Below are 12,863 nucleotides of genomic sequence, written 5' to 3'. Positions count from 1 at the left end.
TATGACCGCAAAAATAGCGCAGCAGGGCAGCGTCGTCGACGCACCATTTCTAATCGAGTTAGTCAAGCTTTGGCGCGCCCAGGATACCAATGAAGCCTGGGAAGGGAAGAGCGACCTTGATCTGCTCGAACCCTATCCTGAACAGGGAGAGACGACGCGCATTGCCGATCATCGGTGATCCCGATCCCAATACACTATGGCGGCTTGAGTTGTTCTTCAATGCGGTCGGCCTGTCAGTAGAGAGGGAGACCGGCATTATGGTTCAGCCGATCCTGAAGCTGCATCATGAAGGCTTCGGGCGCATAGTGCTCATCGCAGGGCGGTTGGTCGCCGTAAACAAGCAGCTGCGCGACGTGCATCGCTTGGGATTCGATAATTGCGTCAAGCTGGCTCAAGAGGGGGATAGATATGTCAGCGAGGGAATTGGCCTGATTCGGAAATTTCCAGACGTGGCTAACTATTGAGGATACTCACTCATGGGCGATCAGTGAAATACTGAAGGCCGAACTAAAGAAAGTGTCCGCCAAGGCGATACAGGCCAAGATGGATCTGCACGACCTTTCGGAAGAATTGCCCATCAACTGGACGTCGATTATGGCGGTGGCGCAGAAGGCGTACGATGTCTATGTCGAACTGGAGCGCAAGAGTCGCGAGCTAAAAGAGCTGGAAAATACTTGAAGGGCAATGCATGTCATTTGCAACGCGAGACGGCCGCGACTGGATGCCACAATACCTAGCCTCGATCGATGCCAAGAAGTGCATCGGCTGTGGCCGCTGTTTCAAGGTGTGCGGTCAAGATGTCATGACTTTGAAAGGCATCAACGAGGAGGGCGAACTCGTCAACCTTGACAATGACGCGGACGATGAAGTCGAAAAAAAGATTATGGTTCTGAACGATCAGGGCGCCTGCATCGGCTGCGGTGCGTGCGATAGGGTTTGCCCGGCCAGCTGCCAGACCCACGTCCCAGCCGCAGCTGCATGAGCGAAGGGGATCTATCTCCCGTTCGCCGCAGCGCGTGGAGGGAGGCCCCGCTGGATCAGGTCAATCCGCAACGGAGACTCGTGCCAGCCGGCCCGAATGGCCCGATTTTTTCCCTGAATGGCAAGACGGAACGAGCGGAGATGCGCATGGCCGAATGCTGCTCAGCCCCGAGGCAAGCCATACCGGCTGTCTGGCGCCTGCTTGCAAGTCTCGCTCGTATCGCAGGATCCGCGTTTTTTTCGAAAAGCGACTTGGCCTTGGGCGGGCGATCATATTACCGTCGTGGTCGTCTAGTCGGTTTTCCGAATAGGCACTTCCTTCGGAGCCAGTCGTGCTCATCCTATCCTGTGGCCTTCGGTTGCGGGATCGGCAGGAGCGAAAGTCTGCCGCGGTCCACGGGTTTTACAATTGTCCGGCCGATCATAGCCGCCGATCGCGTTGAAGCGCATGTGATGGTGGCACCTGTGTCTTCGCGATTCTATCCTGGGACCGGATGGTGCTGCTCCGAATTGGATGACAGTGCAATAGCACGTGCGAGTCGCGGACGCCGCGACAAAAGCACCGGGCAGCAATTCTGCGCGCACGCCGCCGATCCTCGATAGACGGCTGCATTGGTCAATGGCAGCGACGACCGAAAGTAAAGGGCGGTGCTGCAGATCTGCGCCGTTGAACGTCACATTTTTGATGATCAAGCGCGGACAATATCGCACGCCATCAGCCTGCGATTGCTGGCCAGCGGGTGCGTGACTCGCTTGCGGATTGCGCAGCCGCAGCCTCCGAGCGCCGGCAGATGCTTAGGTCAGGTTGTGGTCAGTTAGGTTGTATATTATGAACGCGAGCTTGCGCGGCATGAGCTCAATCGCGTGCAATGTTGCCGATAGGAGAGCGATCTGATGTATGGCAGAGTCGTTGGCTCATCCAGCCAATCCACAAGCGCTAATCAAGTTGATGAACCGGGAGATAGCCCCCGCTTTGCGGAAACACTTGCAGGTATGGAGCCAGGCGGGTCGTCATCTGAAACAAGGGCGTACTATCTGAATTCCGGTCCGCCCATTGTTGAGATCGACCAGCGTTCCTTCGATCGAGGGCTGCGGAGATTTTTGGGCCGCGACATCATGAACATCGCCATTAATCCGCAAGAGTACTCAGACTTCGTATCAAAGAAAGCTGAGCGGGCAGCAACGGTTGCTGGCAGCTATAGCGCCACTCACTATGATCCAGCCAGGCCCGTGCGCTTCTTCAGCTATCAATTGGGTGACGAAACAGTTGGCCTGTTGAGAGCAGGAGGTCCGGTTCGGATCAAGGGGGAGACCTTCCGGGAAAAGTTTGGGCGCAACGATCTCACGTCCGTGGTGGACCTTCGGGTCACTCATCCCCTGGTTGAGAACGCGGGCGATATTTTGCTTGAGCACCAGCTGAGAGAGGATGGTGATGATCCCTTGATCTTGTCAAAACCAGGCTTGCCCGGCATGGAACCCCGCCTAGCAGAAATGGGTTTTGTTCATGTGGGTCGAAATCACTGGGTGCTTGATCCTCACCAGCATCCCGAGGTGTGGACGAAGAATGAGAACGACCAGTGGCAGCGAGTAGGCAAGCCTACGAAGTACCTTAGTAAGGTGGAGGATGATGATGCCGCCGCTGAATCGACGGTCCAGGCGGACTATTCTGACGAAGATGATCCGTCAGTCTATTTGGAGCGCGTCTTCACGGGGCTAAGCATGGAGTAACGCAACGGCGACCCTGAGCCATTTTTCGAAAGCTGAGAGCAGTGATATCGACACTCAGTTTCGAAAGCGAATTGTTGCACGATGAGCCGTCACCTTGCTTGAAGTGCATGTTGCCGAACGCGCATGGAGTAAGGTGGCTGCAATAGCAACACCGAACCTGAAGTGATGGGCGTTTGACCGTTCAAAGCGCGGGCGCAACAGTCTTAGTTCAAAGGGGGCGCGCGCTCGCTGCGCGCGCCCTGCGCCGGCTGGAAGCGAGCACATGGCTCTTCTGCGAAGGCCGCGACGCCGTGAGACATACGCCATCGGAGGGCACCGTGGCCCCGCTATGCGGCGTGGCCATTAACGAGCAGCAGCGACATCCGCCGCGTTTGGCCGTCCGGCAAGCCCGGAGCGCGGAGCAGCAGTTCTGCAGCTAGCACGGAGGGAACGAGAAGGCTCAATGTTCCTTTGTCTGAAATATACGCCGCTGTGCAACGAGATCTGCTGAAATAGCCAAGTTTGCGCGTCGGATGACCAGACACGATTCGTTTCGGCGCTCGTACGGTTATTGCAGGGGCAATTGCACAGCGACAATTAAGTCTTGCAAGAGCAACCTATGCAGCCAACTCTCGTCTATGCGATTTGCAGCTTTAACGACATTCCGAGCCGCCAGGCCATCGGATTTCATCTTATGGTCCTCGAAGATGACGGCAATCACCGGCCGTGGCCCGTCATTGTGGTGCGATGGGGCAAGAAGGTGCTTGGCTATGTCAATAAATGCCCGCACCACAGCGTCAATTTGGACTGGGAGCAGAACGAATTCCTCGATCCAAACGGTATCCGGCTGATGTGCGGCAAGCACGGTTCGACCTTCGAACTCGGCACCGGGCGGTGCGTCGAAGGTCCATGTCAAGGTAGAGCGCTTACGCCGATCGCGTTGGTAGTTGTGGATGGCGACATCTGCGCCGTCGGTGTGCATCTCGCGGAGGACGATGCATGAGCCAACAACTGAAGACCGCCCTCAGACCGGGCGGTTCTCGTTGCGGTTTTTCACAGCCTCCATCCTCTTTAGTCCGTCGTCATACGAGATTTCCTCATAGGATAGATCGAGATCCCTTGTGGCATCGAGGAGGTAATCAAGCTTGCCGGCCGGATCGAGCTTCTTGATGTCGTCCTTGTTCAGCCCGACCAAGTCCATCATCTCCTTCCAAACCGTGGATTCATCGCAGGGTAAGACGTGGAAGTTAATATCGCCGAGCTTAACTCGATACTTCGCCAGCAAATCGATGTTGTTGCAGAAAATGAAATAGCTGCCGATTGGGCTCAAGGCACCGTCGAGGACGGTCGCGACGTCAACAAGATACGCGAAGGAATGTAGGTAGCCGGCCAGCACGGGGATAGTGCGTTCTCCGTTTTGGGCGATCGTCAGAACCTGCTCAATGGAATAGTCTGGCGGTCGTTTCTCGTCCGCGACCTGAGTCTGGAACTTTAGTGCGACGTCGCCGCGAAAGCCGAACCGACCCGGCTTGGTGGTCGCGCCTTTGAATACGGCGTTGAGAAGGCGGCTCTCCTTCTCAAGTCTGCCGAGTGCAGTGTTCTCGATAGCGGTCATTAAATCTGTCCTTGATCTATGCTCTTCACCGACGCGTTGTCGGAGCCAGATGCGATGCAAATTGCCTGCCGTCGCCTGCGTGGCGGCGTTCAGTGAAGCTCGGAAAGAAAACGCGCCGGTGGCTGGCACCGCCTTACGTGCCTTGTCAGGAACCCGACATCCGTTGCCAGCCAAGGGGCGCGGAAATGAGCATCATCAGGCGTCTGCGCGCTGGCACGTGACTTGCTCTTAGCTGGGCCTAAGCTGACGAGGCAAAGACGTGATCAACCTGACCGATAGCGCAGTCAATGCAATCAAGAGCGCGATTTCATCTTCGGAGCGGCGGGCGGGTGGTCTGCGCGTCATGATCGAAGCAGGCGGCTGCAATGGATTCAAATACAAGATGGGCATCGCCGATGAGCCAAAGCCTGACGACACCGTGATCGACTGCGATGGGCTCAAGGTGTTTGTCGATAGCAAGAGCCGAGAGCATCTGGCCGGCACAACCATCGATTTCGTGCTGGCACCGGAGAGCTCTGGCTTTACCTTTCATAACCCGAACGCGGCCACCAACTGCTCCTGTGGAAAATCATTCGGCTGATGGAAACATTGATCAGGCGATAAGGAAAGGGCAATGAACCACACCGGCCGAACCAGACCGACTGAAGAACTCGTCGATCCCCACGATGCGAGAGGGTCCCGTTCGCTGCGCGAACGAAGAGATCGGACCCAATCGCCAAGCCGAAGCTGGCGCCTGTTAGCTGATCGGCACGATAGCAGCATGCTCTTGGCGCGGCTCGACAATGCTGGCAAGCCGTACAAGCTTCCGAGCGTGAGTCTAGAAGGGATTCAGGGGCACCTGGTAGGTAAGATCGGAGGTTTGGATCGCCTGGTCCTCGTTGTTGCTGCAGGCGGGGTGGTGCAGTGAGCGAGAATCGAGCGCCGATTTACCTCGATAACAATGCAACGACGCGAACTGATCCATCCGTCGTGCAAACCATGTTGCCTTTCTTCACTGAGCAATTCGGCAATGCCTCGTCCGCGCATGCCTTTGGCAACGAGGCCGCAATTGCGGTGAGGCAGGCACGGAGAAGCTTGAGCGGCCTGCTAGGTAGTGCATACGATCACGAAATCGTCTTCACCTCGGGAGGGACCGAAGCCAATAATGCCGCAATCCTCTCGGCACTTGCAACCCAGGAAGGTCGAGACGAGGTTGTCACCACTTCGGTTGAGCACTCCGCCGTACTTGCGCTAACGGAGCAATTGGCGGCAAGGGGAGTCAAGACGCGCATTATTGCCGTAGATGCTTGCGGCCGGCTCGACATCGAGGCGTTTCGCTGCGCGCTTGGGCCACGCACAGCGATTGCCTCGGTTATGTGGGCCAATAACGAGACCGGAACGATATTTCCCGTGAAGTGTCTGGCCGGGTGGACCCGTGAGGCGGGAGCGCTATTTCACACAGATGCGGTGCAGGCCATTGGTAAAGTACGCTTAAACCTAAAGGACAGCACGATCGACATGCTTTCACTATCCGCGCACAAACTGCACGGCCCGAAGGGGGTAGGTGCGTTATATTTGCGTAAAGGGACAAAATTCCAGCCGCTGATCTGCGGCGGATCACAGGAACGAGGGCGGCGCGCTGGGACCGAGAATATTCCCGGAATCGTCGGACTAGGAAAAGCTGCCGAACTTGCGGCGGAGCGGCTTGAACCCGAGCGCATCCGCATTGGCGCGTTACGTGACCGCCTTGAGCAGGGAATTTTGCGCAATGGCGAGTGCGTTGTGCTTGGCGACATTCGCAATCGTTTGGCGAATACGACTAATATTGCCTTCGACCATCTCGAAGGTGAAGCGATTGCCCACCGTCTTAACCGGGCGGGCATCGCCGTATCGCTCGGGTCAGCCTGCAGGTCGGGCTCAATGCAGCCATCGCATGTTCTGCGTGCCATGCAGGTGCCTGCGTGGCGGATGCACGGCGCCGTGCGCTTTTCTCTTTCGCGCGAAACCTCCCTCGCCGAAGTCGATGAGGCCGTGTGCGCTGTGTCAGATATCGTGACTCGCATGCGCGCCAGCTCCCGCGCCACGGTCAGGGAGCAGACCTCGTGAAAATCATGATCCGCCGCTCTCCGGACACGGGCTTGTCAATCTACGTGCCAAAAAAGGATATCGAAGAGTCAATCGTGGCCTCCGAGTACGAGACCCTATGGGGCGGCTGGATCAAAGTCGCTAACGGTTGGGTGCTCGATTTGCCCGAGATGGCGAGCGACACACGGTTACCGATCACAATCGACGCGAAGAAGCGGGATGAGAGCGGCGACGATCCATGAAGCGCTCACGGAGATGAGCGCTGTCGATGCGGCGGATGCAAAGGTTACTCTCGCGGACCTTGGCGCCCGCCCTGGGGACCGAGATCATTGTCGTCTCTCTCGTCCTGGCATCAGGGAATTGAAAATGCGATGTGCTGAGCACACCAGATGCATCGGTCGGCTTATTCGCCGGTAAGTCGGCGCTGTCTCGGGGCTTTGGGGGTCGACTGGCTGCGGCGCAGCATATCAAGATCAGCAAACGTCGGCCCGCCGCGACGGCATTGATGAGGCGGGGTTTACTCAGCCAGTCGGGACAAGGCGATTGCACCATCATCTTTGGCCCTCATTGCTGCCTGTCATATTCGGACGCGTGTTGCCCTAGTATTGGCCTTATGATGTCCGGCTTCCCCAGTTCGGATCGGGCCAATTGAGAGCGGCAGCGCGCGAAAGCCCGTTCAGATGAGCTGGATCGGGGCGAGCCCCGCGAGAGTGAAAAGCACACGAGATGGAGCCCCGAGTGAGAATGGCGACGCATCTGTCGCTTTGCCAACAAGCTCATCATTGCTGTCTTGCAAGTGCCAACGCTATCGCTGCGCCTACTCGGTGTACTGTGGTTGCATTCGCATCATCCTCGCCACGGCATGCAAGTTGCTAATCTTCCTGAAGCGCGCTCTAGGATGATCTGTGGGCGTCGATGCTTGCAGGGGAGTGATCTCGGTCGTGGAGCGCGGAAAATATATCAAAGCAGCGGTCAATAGCGGGAAGATCATGCAGTCCATAACCGAGCATAAGGGCTGCCGCGCTTCGGCGAAGACCGGGCGGGCGAGCTGCGGCTCGCAGGCCGGCCGAGGCGATCTGCCGGTCGAAATCTGGGAAAGGGTGAAAAACCATCCCTGTTACAGCGAGGATGCGCACCATCATTACGCTCGCATGCATGTCGCGGTCGCACCTGCCTGCAATATCCAGTGCAACTACTGCAACCGAAAATACGACTGCGCCAATGAATCGCGTCCGGGTGTGGTGAGCGAGAAGCTCACCCCTGAGCAGGCAGTGAGAAAAGTGATCGCGGTCGCGACGACCATTCCGCAGATGACGGTACTTGGCATCGCTGGTCCCGGCGATGCCCTGGCCAATCCAGCAAAGACGTTCAAAACGCTCGCGTTGGTCACCGAGGCTGCTCCTGACATCAAGCTGTGTCTGTCAACCAACGGACTAGCGCTGCCAGACTATGTCGATACCATCGTGAGGGCCAAAGTTGACCACGTCACCATCACCATCAACATGGTCGATCCTGAAATCGGAGCCAAGATTTATCCATGGATCTTCTTCAACCACAAGCGATACACCGGCATCGAGGCGGCAAGGATACTCACCAATCGCCAGCTTCAAGGGCTCGAGATGCTTAGCGAACGGGGCATTTTGTGCAAGATCAACTCGGTGATGATCCCCAATATCAATGATGACCACCTGGTCGAGGTCAACAAGGCGGTCACGTCGCGCGGTGCCTTCCTTCACAATATCATGCCGCTGATCTCCGTACCCGAGCACGGAACAGCATTTGGCCTCAACGGTCAGCGCGGTCCGACGGCTCAAGAATTGAAGACGCTGCAAGATGCTTGCGAAGGGAAGATAAACATGATGCGGCATTGCCGGCAGTGCCGCGCTGATGCGGTCGGTCTACTCGGCGAGGATCGCAGCGCGGAGTTCACCAATGATCAGGTGATGAAAATGGACGTCCATTATGACCTAGAGATGCGCAAGGCTTATCAAAAAAGGGTAGAGAATGAGCGCGTCTCCAAAGTCGCGGCCGGTCAAAAGGAGTTGGCGGGAGTCTCCGGAGAGATGAGCGCGATCACTGTTCTAGTAGCCGTCGCAACTAAGGGCTCGGGATTGATCAACGAGCACTTTGGACATGCAAAGGAATTCCAACTGTACGAGCTCTCCACATCCGGCGCCAAGTTCGTCGGGCTACGTCGTGTGGAGGGTTACTGCCAGGCCGGCTATGGCGAGGAAGATAGGCTATCCGTGATCATGCGCGACATCCGTGACTGCCACGCGGTCTTCGTGGCTAAGATCGGCGGCTGCCCCAAGAGCGGCCTGATCAAGGCTGGGATCGAGCCGGTCGATCAATTCGCCTATGAGTACATTGAGAAGTCGACGATCGCTTGGTTCAGGGCCTATGTCGGCAAAGTAAAGCGCGGGGAGATCCAGCATGTGCAGCGCGGCGTGCCCCCGCGTTGGCCTGGAGATCGGATCTCTGCGGCGTAAGGAGGAATATGTGCCATTCAAAATCATCGCCTCGCAGTGCACGAGCTGCTCAGCTTGCGAGCCTTTATGCCCGAACGTTGCTATTTCGGAGAAGGGGGGAAACTTTGTCATTGAAGCGGCGAAATGCAGCGAATGCGTGGGGCATTTTGACGAACCGCAATGTGCCGCTGCCTGTCCGGTCGACAACACCTGCGTGGTTGACAGGGCCTTGCCTCGCTACCAGGCGCCCGTCTGAAGTGTGGAGCCTGACCGGCAATGCAATCGCTGGTGCTGAACACGTCCCAAACGTCGCGCTGCGAACTGGCGGCTCCGCAGGCGCCGGCGTCTGCTCTTACGGACGGTGGCCGCTCTGGATTCCTGCGATGGGGCTGTTGCTGGCGGGCAGCACAGCCTGGCGACATTTCGGCGCTCGAGGGCGCCTCGTGATGCGGAGCAGAGTGTCCCCTCGGCGTGCCCCCGCGCCGTCGGTGCATGAGGAGCGAAATATGAACAGAATTCTCCGGGATAGCGACGCCGTCGAGCTAAGCGACCCACCCGCCTTCAGCTTTGGCCAAAAGCTTCGCGCCAATCGCGTCATCCGGAATGATGGCACCTATCCCGGCAAGGAGATCGGAGACGTCTTGGTCAAGAAGGGGGAGGTGGGCTACGTCGTCTCGATCGGCACGTTCTTGCAGCAATTCTACATCTACGGCGTGGAGTTTTTGGAAAGCGGCCACCGCGTTGGCATGAAACGCAAGGAACTTGAGCCAGTGGATGCAGGCGAGGAGGTCGATGATTTGCCACTACCGGAGGAGTCATGACTCAGCGAGGTTTTCCAAAATATTGGTGGGGCCAGCGGGGTAAACCGACAGCCGACCTGATCAAGCACCGCTCATCGGTCGATACGGAGACGGACGGAGCTTCGCTCGCCGCCAGGCCGAGCCGCCAGACCGTCATCGATACTCTCAACAACAAAGCGCATGAGCCTATCTTTATCGTTGATTTTGGTGAGGAGCTGCTCATCTGCTGGAGTTCAAGAGAACATCAAAAGGCATTGAAGGGAGGCTTTCATCATGAATTCCGCACTGATGAGGAAAGTAAAACCGGGGTTGGCGCGTCATCCCAACGAGCTTGATCGCAAACGGATCGAACGCGGCTTGAGCGCGCGGAAGCGCTATCTCTACGTCTCGCCAAACGTGACGCCCGTGTGGGGCGGCTACTGCATCGAGAGTCCCTGCTGCTCGCGCAATATCGACAAGGATGGCGCGCTCGTCGATGTCGCGCTGATCCTTTATGATGGCGTGACCGGGATCTGGAAGCTGTTTCGCAAAAATCATGCGGGGGGAGTCTGGGAATTTTACAGCCTCTATCATCGCTTGATCCCTGCAATCGACGAATTGAATGCGGATCCTGAGCGCCTGTTCTGGCAATGAAGGACCACCGTCCCCGAGGATAGAAGAACGACGATGGCGATCACGACCGAGGAATTGATCGAGATCGAACGGCTGCTTGCTGCCGATAGCGACGGCATGGGTCCCTTTGTCCAGCTGCGCCGCGGGCGGGGCGTGATGCGTGAGTTCGACACTCAACGCGGGCGACCGGGATCGCATTGGCCAAAGGAATGTTGGGCCGTGAGCAATGAGCCGGCCGAATACGGCGCAGTGCTGTGCAAGCCTACCGATGATGTCTTGGAGTGGTGTCGCATGGTCGAGCAGTGCTACGACGCGCATCTGCAATCACGTGAAGGAGTCCCGCTAAGATATTCGAAATCGACCACATTACAGTCGAGCTTGTCGGGTGTCAGCTCGTGATCGTAAGCGGCCAAAATAAGGAATCGGTATGAGCTTGCAACAAATCATCATCCACGTCCGCTTCGCCCCGAATGGGCGGGTGATACAAATCGGCCAGCGTCCAGGGAAGCTCACTCCGAACGGGTGGTTCGATGTCCTCAACACCCGTGCCAGCTCGGCTTATCAGCCGCTCGCTCGTGGCCGCGGGGTATTCCGGTTGAGCCGAACTGCTGTCGATACCTTAAAGCAGGAAACGGCGGGGCCGGGTTGAGCGAACCGGTAACCGCGATTTGATGAGTGAACAGATCGAGGGCGACGCCGTCTCTCCGGCCGACATTATTGTTCTGAGCGAGGCCATGGGCATTCAATCGCTGATAGCGGCGAGAACGTCGGCATTGCCGCAACTTCCCTCAATTGTGAGGCGCGCTATGACGCATTTGGTGTGCAACTTGCTCTTCGAGAAAGTTGATCGGGGGGATTGTTGCATGAATGAGAGGTCTCGATGCCGGGAGAAGAGGTTGTCATTGATCAGCAGGCGACCTTCGGACGTGAAGGTGCCTATCGCTCATCTCAGCGACGACAGCGAGTAAGGCGCCCGACCATTCCGACTGCCTTCGCAAGCGGGAGTTGGTGTCAGCAGGTGTCCATGCGCCAATGGACGGTCATCGTTGGACATTGCGGGCGGCTATGCGCTCACATCTCATCCCGACAGCTGAAATTCACTATCAGAGGATAGGCGCGTGAACTCAGAAAAAGAATTTCATCTCCCTCAACTCTATAGGCACCATGTCTTTGCGTGCAACACGCAGCGTCCGCCAAACCATCCCCACGGCAGTTGTGGCGCCTCCGGCGCGCAAGCTCTGTGGGATCGAATGGGCAAGGCGATCGAAGCGCAAGGCCTCGACGATATTGGCTTCGCGACTGCGGGCTGCCTTGGCTTTTGTAACTCTGGTCCTTTGCTGGTTGTCTATCCCGACGGAGTCTGGTATCGCGCGACCACGCCTGAGGATGTCGACGAGATCGTCATATCCCACCTCAAGCACGGCCAACGTGTCGACCGGCTTGTGATAGTGCTCAAGCGAAGCTAGAGGCGTCGCTTGGCGGCCGCTTGCCGGGTTAGCTAGCATGGTCGGCTCGACGTTGGGGGGCGGATCGTCTGAGATTAACCGGGCACTTCGCGGCCAAGATTAGGCTGTCAGCGGCGTATCGCCTTCTTATCAGGCAAATGGGAAAATGGCTTCGGTCTTAAGCGTGGCGAAACAGACGTATGATCATATTCTGAGTCGACGTTTGTGTAATGTTACTCACGTGCTGCGCGATTCGTAACTTGCAGCGCGAGCAACGCCAGCGGTTCCCTCTCTTGCGAGCTGACGCGTCGATGGCGCGTCAGCCGGCTTTCCGTGTCAGTCCGGCGAGAGTAGGAGACGAGCTCGATGATCCTGCTGGGATCCGAGTTTATCAAACGGCCTCTCCACTCTGGCTCTGCTCTAACGTCAGAACTTGTAAGCGACGCCGCCGCTGACGAGCCATGGATCAATATGGGCGCGGCCCGTAACGGCAATCGCATTGTTTAAGGTGGCCGAGTACTCCGGCCGCAGCCACAGCTTTTTAACGTCAAAGTTGAGGCCCCAGTGGCGATCGAGCATGTAATCGAAACCGAATTGGACTGCCGCGCCGAATTGGTTTTTGATGTTTAGATCCGTGACGGAAAGCCCGGCGAGCGAAGTATTGGCTGCCGATTGGTTGAAGAATACAGTGTAGTTGATGCCCGCGCCGACATAGGGCTTAAGCGGCCCAAAATCGGTGAAGTGATATTGCAGGGTCAGTGTAGGAGGCAAGAGCCAGGCTTTGCCGATATCGAGCCCTGTGAGCGCGCCATTGCCGCTGACGTGATGGCTGGTCACGCCGAGAATGAGTTCGGCGGCTAAGTTAGCTGTGAAGAAATAGGTGATGTCGAGCTCTGGTATAGCTTGATCGCTGATCGAAAGCCCAGAGTTGGGTGATGACAGCAACGGCGTCCCTGGAACGTTGACGGAACTGCCTGCGGTATCCGGCAAAACGCCAAGCACGCGCAGGCGGATCATCCACGGGTTGCGGGGTTCAATAGGGGGAGCTTTATAGTAGACCGGCGCCGGACCCAGATCAGCACCACGTACCGAGTTGCTGGCCAACGAGGTCGCTAGCGCGAAGACCGATACAGTTGCCAGGACTGTTCTTGCTCTCATCGAATTCTCCATT

17 protein-coding genes and 1 pseudogene are annotated in these 12,863 nt (G+C 57.3%); 16 read left to right on the top strand and 2 right to left on the bottom strand.

Annotation, left to right across the window (positions count from 1 at the left end; translation table 11 throughout):
• Position 1: 1 nt before the first annotated feature.
• The 5 genes and pseudogenes from AAFG50_RS36655 to AAFG50_RS36635 all read left to right on the top strand — a co-directional run bounded on the left by AAFG50_RS36655 (position 2) and on the right by AAFG50_RS36635 (position 3,691).
• Positions 2-464 (top strand): annotated as a pseudogene (locus AAFG50_RS36655) (NifX-associated nitrogen fixation protein).
• Between the two features lie 19 nt (positions 465-483).
• On the top strand, positions 484-678 hold the full coding sequence (locus AAFG50_RS36650) for a CCE_0567 family metalloprotein (protein ID WP_026312876.1): 195 nt from the start codon (positions 484-486) through the stop codon (positions 676-678).
• Positions 679-688: 10 nt separating this feature from the next.
• The gene (gene fdxB / locus AAFG50_RS36645; protein ID WP_011084559.1) at positions 689-982 is read left to right on the top strand and encodes a ferredoxin III, nif-specific; all 294 of its coding nucleotides are present in this window, start codon (positions 689-691) and stop codon (positions 980-982) included.
• A gap of 893 nt (positions 983-1,875) precedes the next feature.
• The gene (locus AAFG50_RS36640; RefSeq protein WP_223153749.1) at positions 1,876-2,709 is read left to right on the top strand and encodes a host specificity protein; all 834 of its coding nucleotides are present in this window, start codon (positions 1,876-1,878) and stop codon (positions 2,707-2,709) included.
• A 598-nt stretch (positions 2,710-3,307) separates the two neighbouring features.
• Positions 3,308-3,691 (top strand): Rieske (2Fe-2S) protein, encoded by a 384-nt coding sequence (locus tag AAFG50_RS36635; protein ID WP_018647465.1) that lies wholly within the window; start codon positions 3,308-3,310, stop codon positions 3,689-3,691.
• A gap of 21 nt (positions 3,692-3,712) precedes the next feature.
• Here the strand turns inward: AAFG50_RS36635 and AAFG50_RS36630 are convergent, their stop codons facing one another.
• On the bottom strand, positions 3,713-4,303 hold the full coding sequence (locus AAFG50_RS36630; RefSeq protein WP_014497969.1) for a hypothetical protein: 591 nt from the start codon (positions 4,301-4,303) through the stop codon (positions 3,713-3,715).
• Positions 4,304-4,562: 259 nt separating this feature from the next.
• On the opposite strand from AAFG50_RS36630, the gene AAFG50_RS36625 reads away from it, so the two are divergent.
• The 11 genes from AAFG50_RS36625 (at position 4,563) to AAFG50_RS36575 (ending at position 11,713) form a co-directional block, all read left to right on the top strand.
• Positions 4,563-4,883, top strand: a complete 321-nt coding sequence (locus tag AAFG50_RS36625) for an iron-sulfur cluster assembly accessory protein (RefSeq protein WP_011084564.1) — start codon at positions 4,563-4,565, stop codon at positions 4,881-4,883.
• A gap of 33 nt (positions 4,884-4,916) precedes the next feature.
• A complete protein-coding gene (locus tag AAFG50_RS36620) occupies positions 4,917-5,210 on the top strand; it encodes a hypothetical protein (protein ID WP_131234256.1) in 294 nt (97 codons plus the stop codon).
• On the top strand, positions 5,207-6,388 hold the full coding sequence (gene nifS, locus AAFG50_RS36615; RefSeq protein WP_011084565.1) for a cysteine desulfurase NifS: 1,182 nt from the start codon (positions 5,207-5,209) through the stop codon (positions 6,386-6,388). The genes AAFG50_RS36620 and nifS overlap by 4 nt, the downstream gene beginning before the upstream one ends.
• On the top strand, positions 6,385-6,609 hold the full coding sequence (gene nifT, locus AAFG50_RS36610; RefSeq protein WP_011084566.1) for a putative nitrogen fixation protein NifT: 225 nt from the start codon (positions 6,385-6,387) through the stop codon (positions 6,607-6,609). Before nifS ends, nifT begins: the two co-directional genes overlap by 4 nt.
• A gap of 747 nt (positions 6,610-7,356) precedes the next feature.
• Positions 7,357-8,856 carry a nitrogenase cofactor biosynthesis protein NifB gene (nifB, locus tag AAFG50_RS36605; RefSeq protein WP_011084568.1) on the top strand — a complete coding sequence of 500 codons (1,500 nt, stop codon included), beginning with the start codon at positions 7,357-7,359 and terminating at the stop codon, positions 8,854-8,856.
• Between the two features lie 10 nt (positions 8,857-8,866).
• Positions 8,867-9,091: a 4Fe-4S binding protein gene (locus AAFG50_RS36600; protein ID WP_011084569.1), complete on the top strand. Its 225-nt coding sequence runs from the start codon at positions 8,867-8,869 to the stop codon at positions 9,089-9,091.
• Positions 9,092-9,341: 250 nt separating this feature from the next.
• A complete protein-coding gene (locus AAFG50_RS36595) occupies positions 9,342-9,656 on the top strand; it encodes a nitrogen fixation protein NifZ (protein ID WP_026312710.1) in 315 nt (104 codons plus the stop codon).
• Entirely contained in the window at positions 9,653-9,970 is a 318-nt protein-coding gene (locus AAFG50_RS36590; protein WP_014497965.1) for a hypothetical protein, read from the top strand. Before AAFG50_RS36595 ends, AAFG50_RS36590 begins: the two co-directional genes overlap by 4 nt.
• Positions 9,909-10,268 (top strand): DUF3024 domain-containing protein, encoded by a 360-nt coding sequence (locus tag AAFG50_RS36585; protein WP_018647468.1) that lies wholly within the window; start codon positions 9,909-9,911, stop codon positions 10,266-10,268. The genes AAFG50_RS36590 and AAFG50_RS36585 overlap by 62 nt, the downstream gene beginning before the upstream one ends.
• 33 nt (positions 10,269-10,301) lie before the next feature.
• Entirely contained in the window at positions 10,302-10,646 is a 345-nt protein-coding gene (locus AAFG50_RS36580) for a hypothetical protein (RefSeq protein WP_011084572.1), read from the top strand.
• 719 nt (positions 10,647-11,365) lie between these two features.
• Entirely contained in the window at positions 11,366-11,713 is a 348-nt protein-coding gene (locus AAFG50_RS36575) for a (2Fe-2S) ferredoxin domain-containing protein (protein WP_011084574.1), read from the top strand.
• 405 nt (positions 11,714-12,118) lie between these two features.
• Here the strand turns inward: AAFG50_RS36575 and AAFG50_RS36570 are convergent, their stop codons facing one another.
• Entirely contained in the window at positions 12,119-12,862 is a 744-nt protein-coding gene (locus AAFG50_RS36570) for an OmpW family outer membrane protein (protein WP_018647470.1), read from the bottom strand.
• Between the last annotated feature and the right edge of the window lies 1 nt (position 12,863).

It is taken from the genome of Bradyrhizobium sp. B039 (genome assembly GCF_038965675.1).
Classification (GTDB): Bacteria; Pseudomonadota; Alphaproteobacteria; order Rhizobiales; family Xanthobacteraceae; genus Bradyrhizobium; species Bradyrhizobium diazoefficiens.
This window is presented reverse-complemented; position numbering and strand designations above follow the sequence as displayed.

Coding starts and splice junctions, on each gene's coding strand:
- fdxB (WP_011084559.1), top strand. CDS start 689: ATGTCATTTGCAACGCGAGACGGCCGCGACTGGATGCCACAATACCTA.
- AAFG50_RS36640 (WP_223153749.1), top strand. CDS start 1,876: ATGTATGGCAGAGTCGTTGGCTCATCCAGCCAATCCACAAGCGCTAAT.
- AAFG50_RS36635 (WP_018647465.1), top strand. CDS start 3,308: ATGCAGCCAACTCTCGTCTATGCGATTTGCAGCTTTAACGACATTCCG.
- AAFG50_RS36630 (WP_014497969.1), bottom strand. CDS start 4,303: ATGACCGCTATCGAGAACACTGCACTCGGCAGACTTGAGAAGGAGAGC.
- AAFG50_RS36620 (WP_131234256.1), top strand. CDS start 4,917: ATGAACCACACCGGCCGAACCAGACCGACTGAAGAACTCGTCGATCCC.
- nifB (WP_011084568.1), top strand. CDS start 7,357: ATGCAGTCCATAACCGAGCATAAGGGCTGCCGCGCTTCGGCGAAGACC.
- AAFG50_RS36595 (WP_026312710.1), top strand. CDS start 9,342: ATGAACAGAATTCTCCGGGATAGCGACGCCGTCGAGCTAAGCGACCCA.
- AAFG50_RS36590 (WP_014497965.1), top strand. CDS start 9,653: ATGACTCAGCGAGGTTTTCCAAAATATTGGTGGGGCCAGCGGGGTAAA.
- AAFG50_RS36585 (WP_018647468.1), top strand. CDS start 9,909: ATGAATTCCGCACTGATGAGGAAAGTAAAACCGGGGTTGGCGCGTCAT.
- AAFG50_RS36580 (WP_011084572.1), top strand. CDS start 10,302: ATGGCGATCACGACCGAGGAATTGATCGAGATCGAACGGCTGCTTGCT.
- AAFG50_RS36570 (WP_018647470.1), bottom strand. CDS start 12,862: ATGGAGAATTCGATGAGAGCAAGAACAGTCCTGGCAACTGTATCGGTC.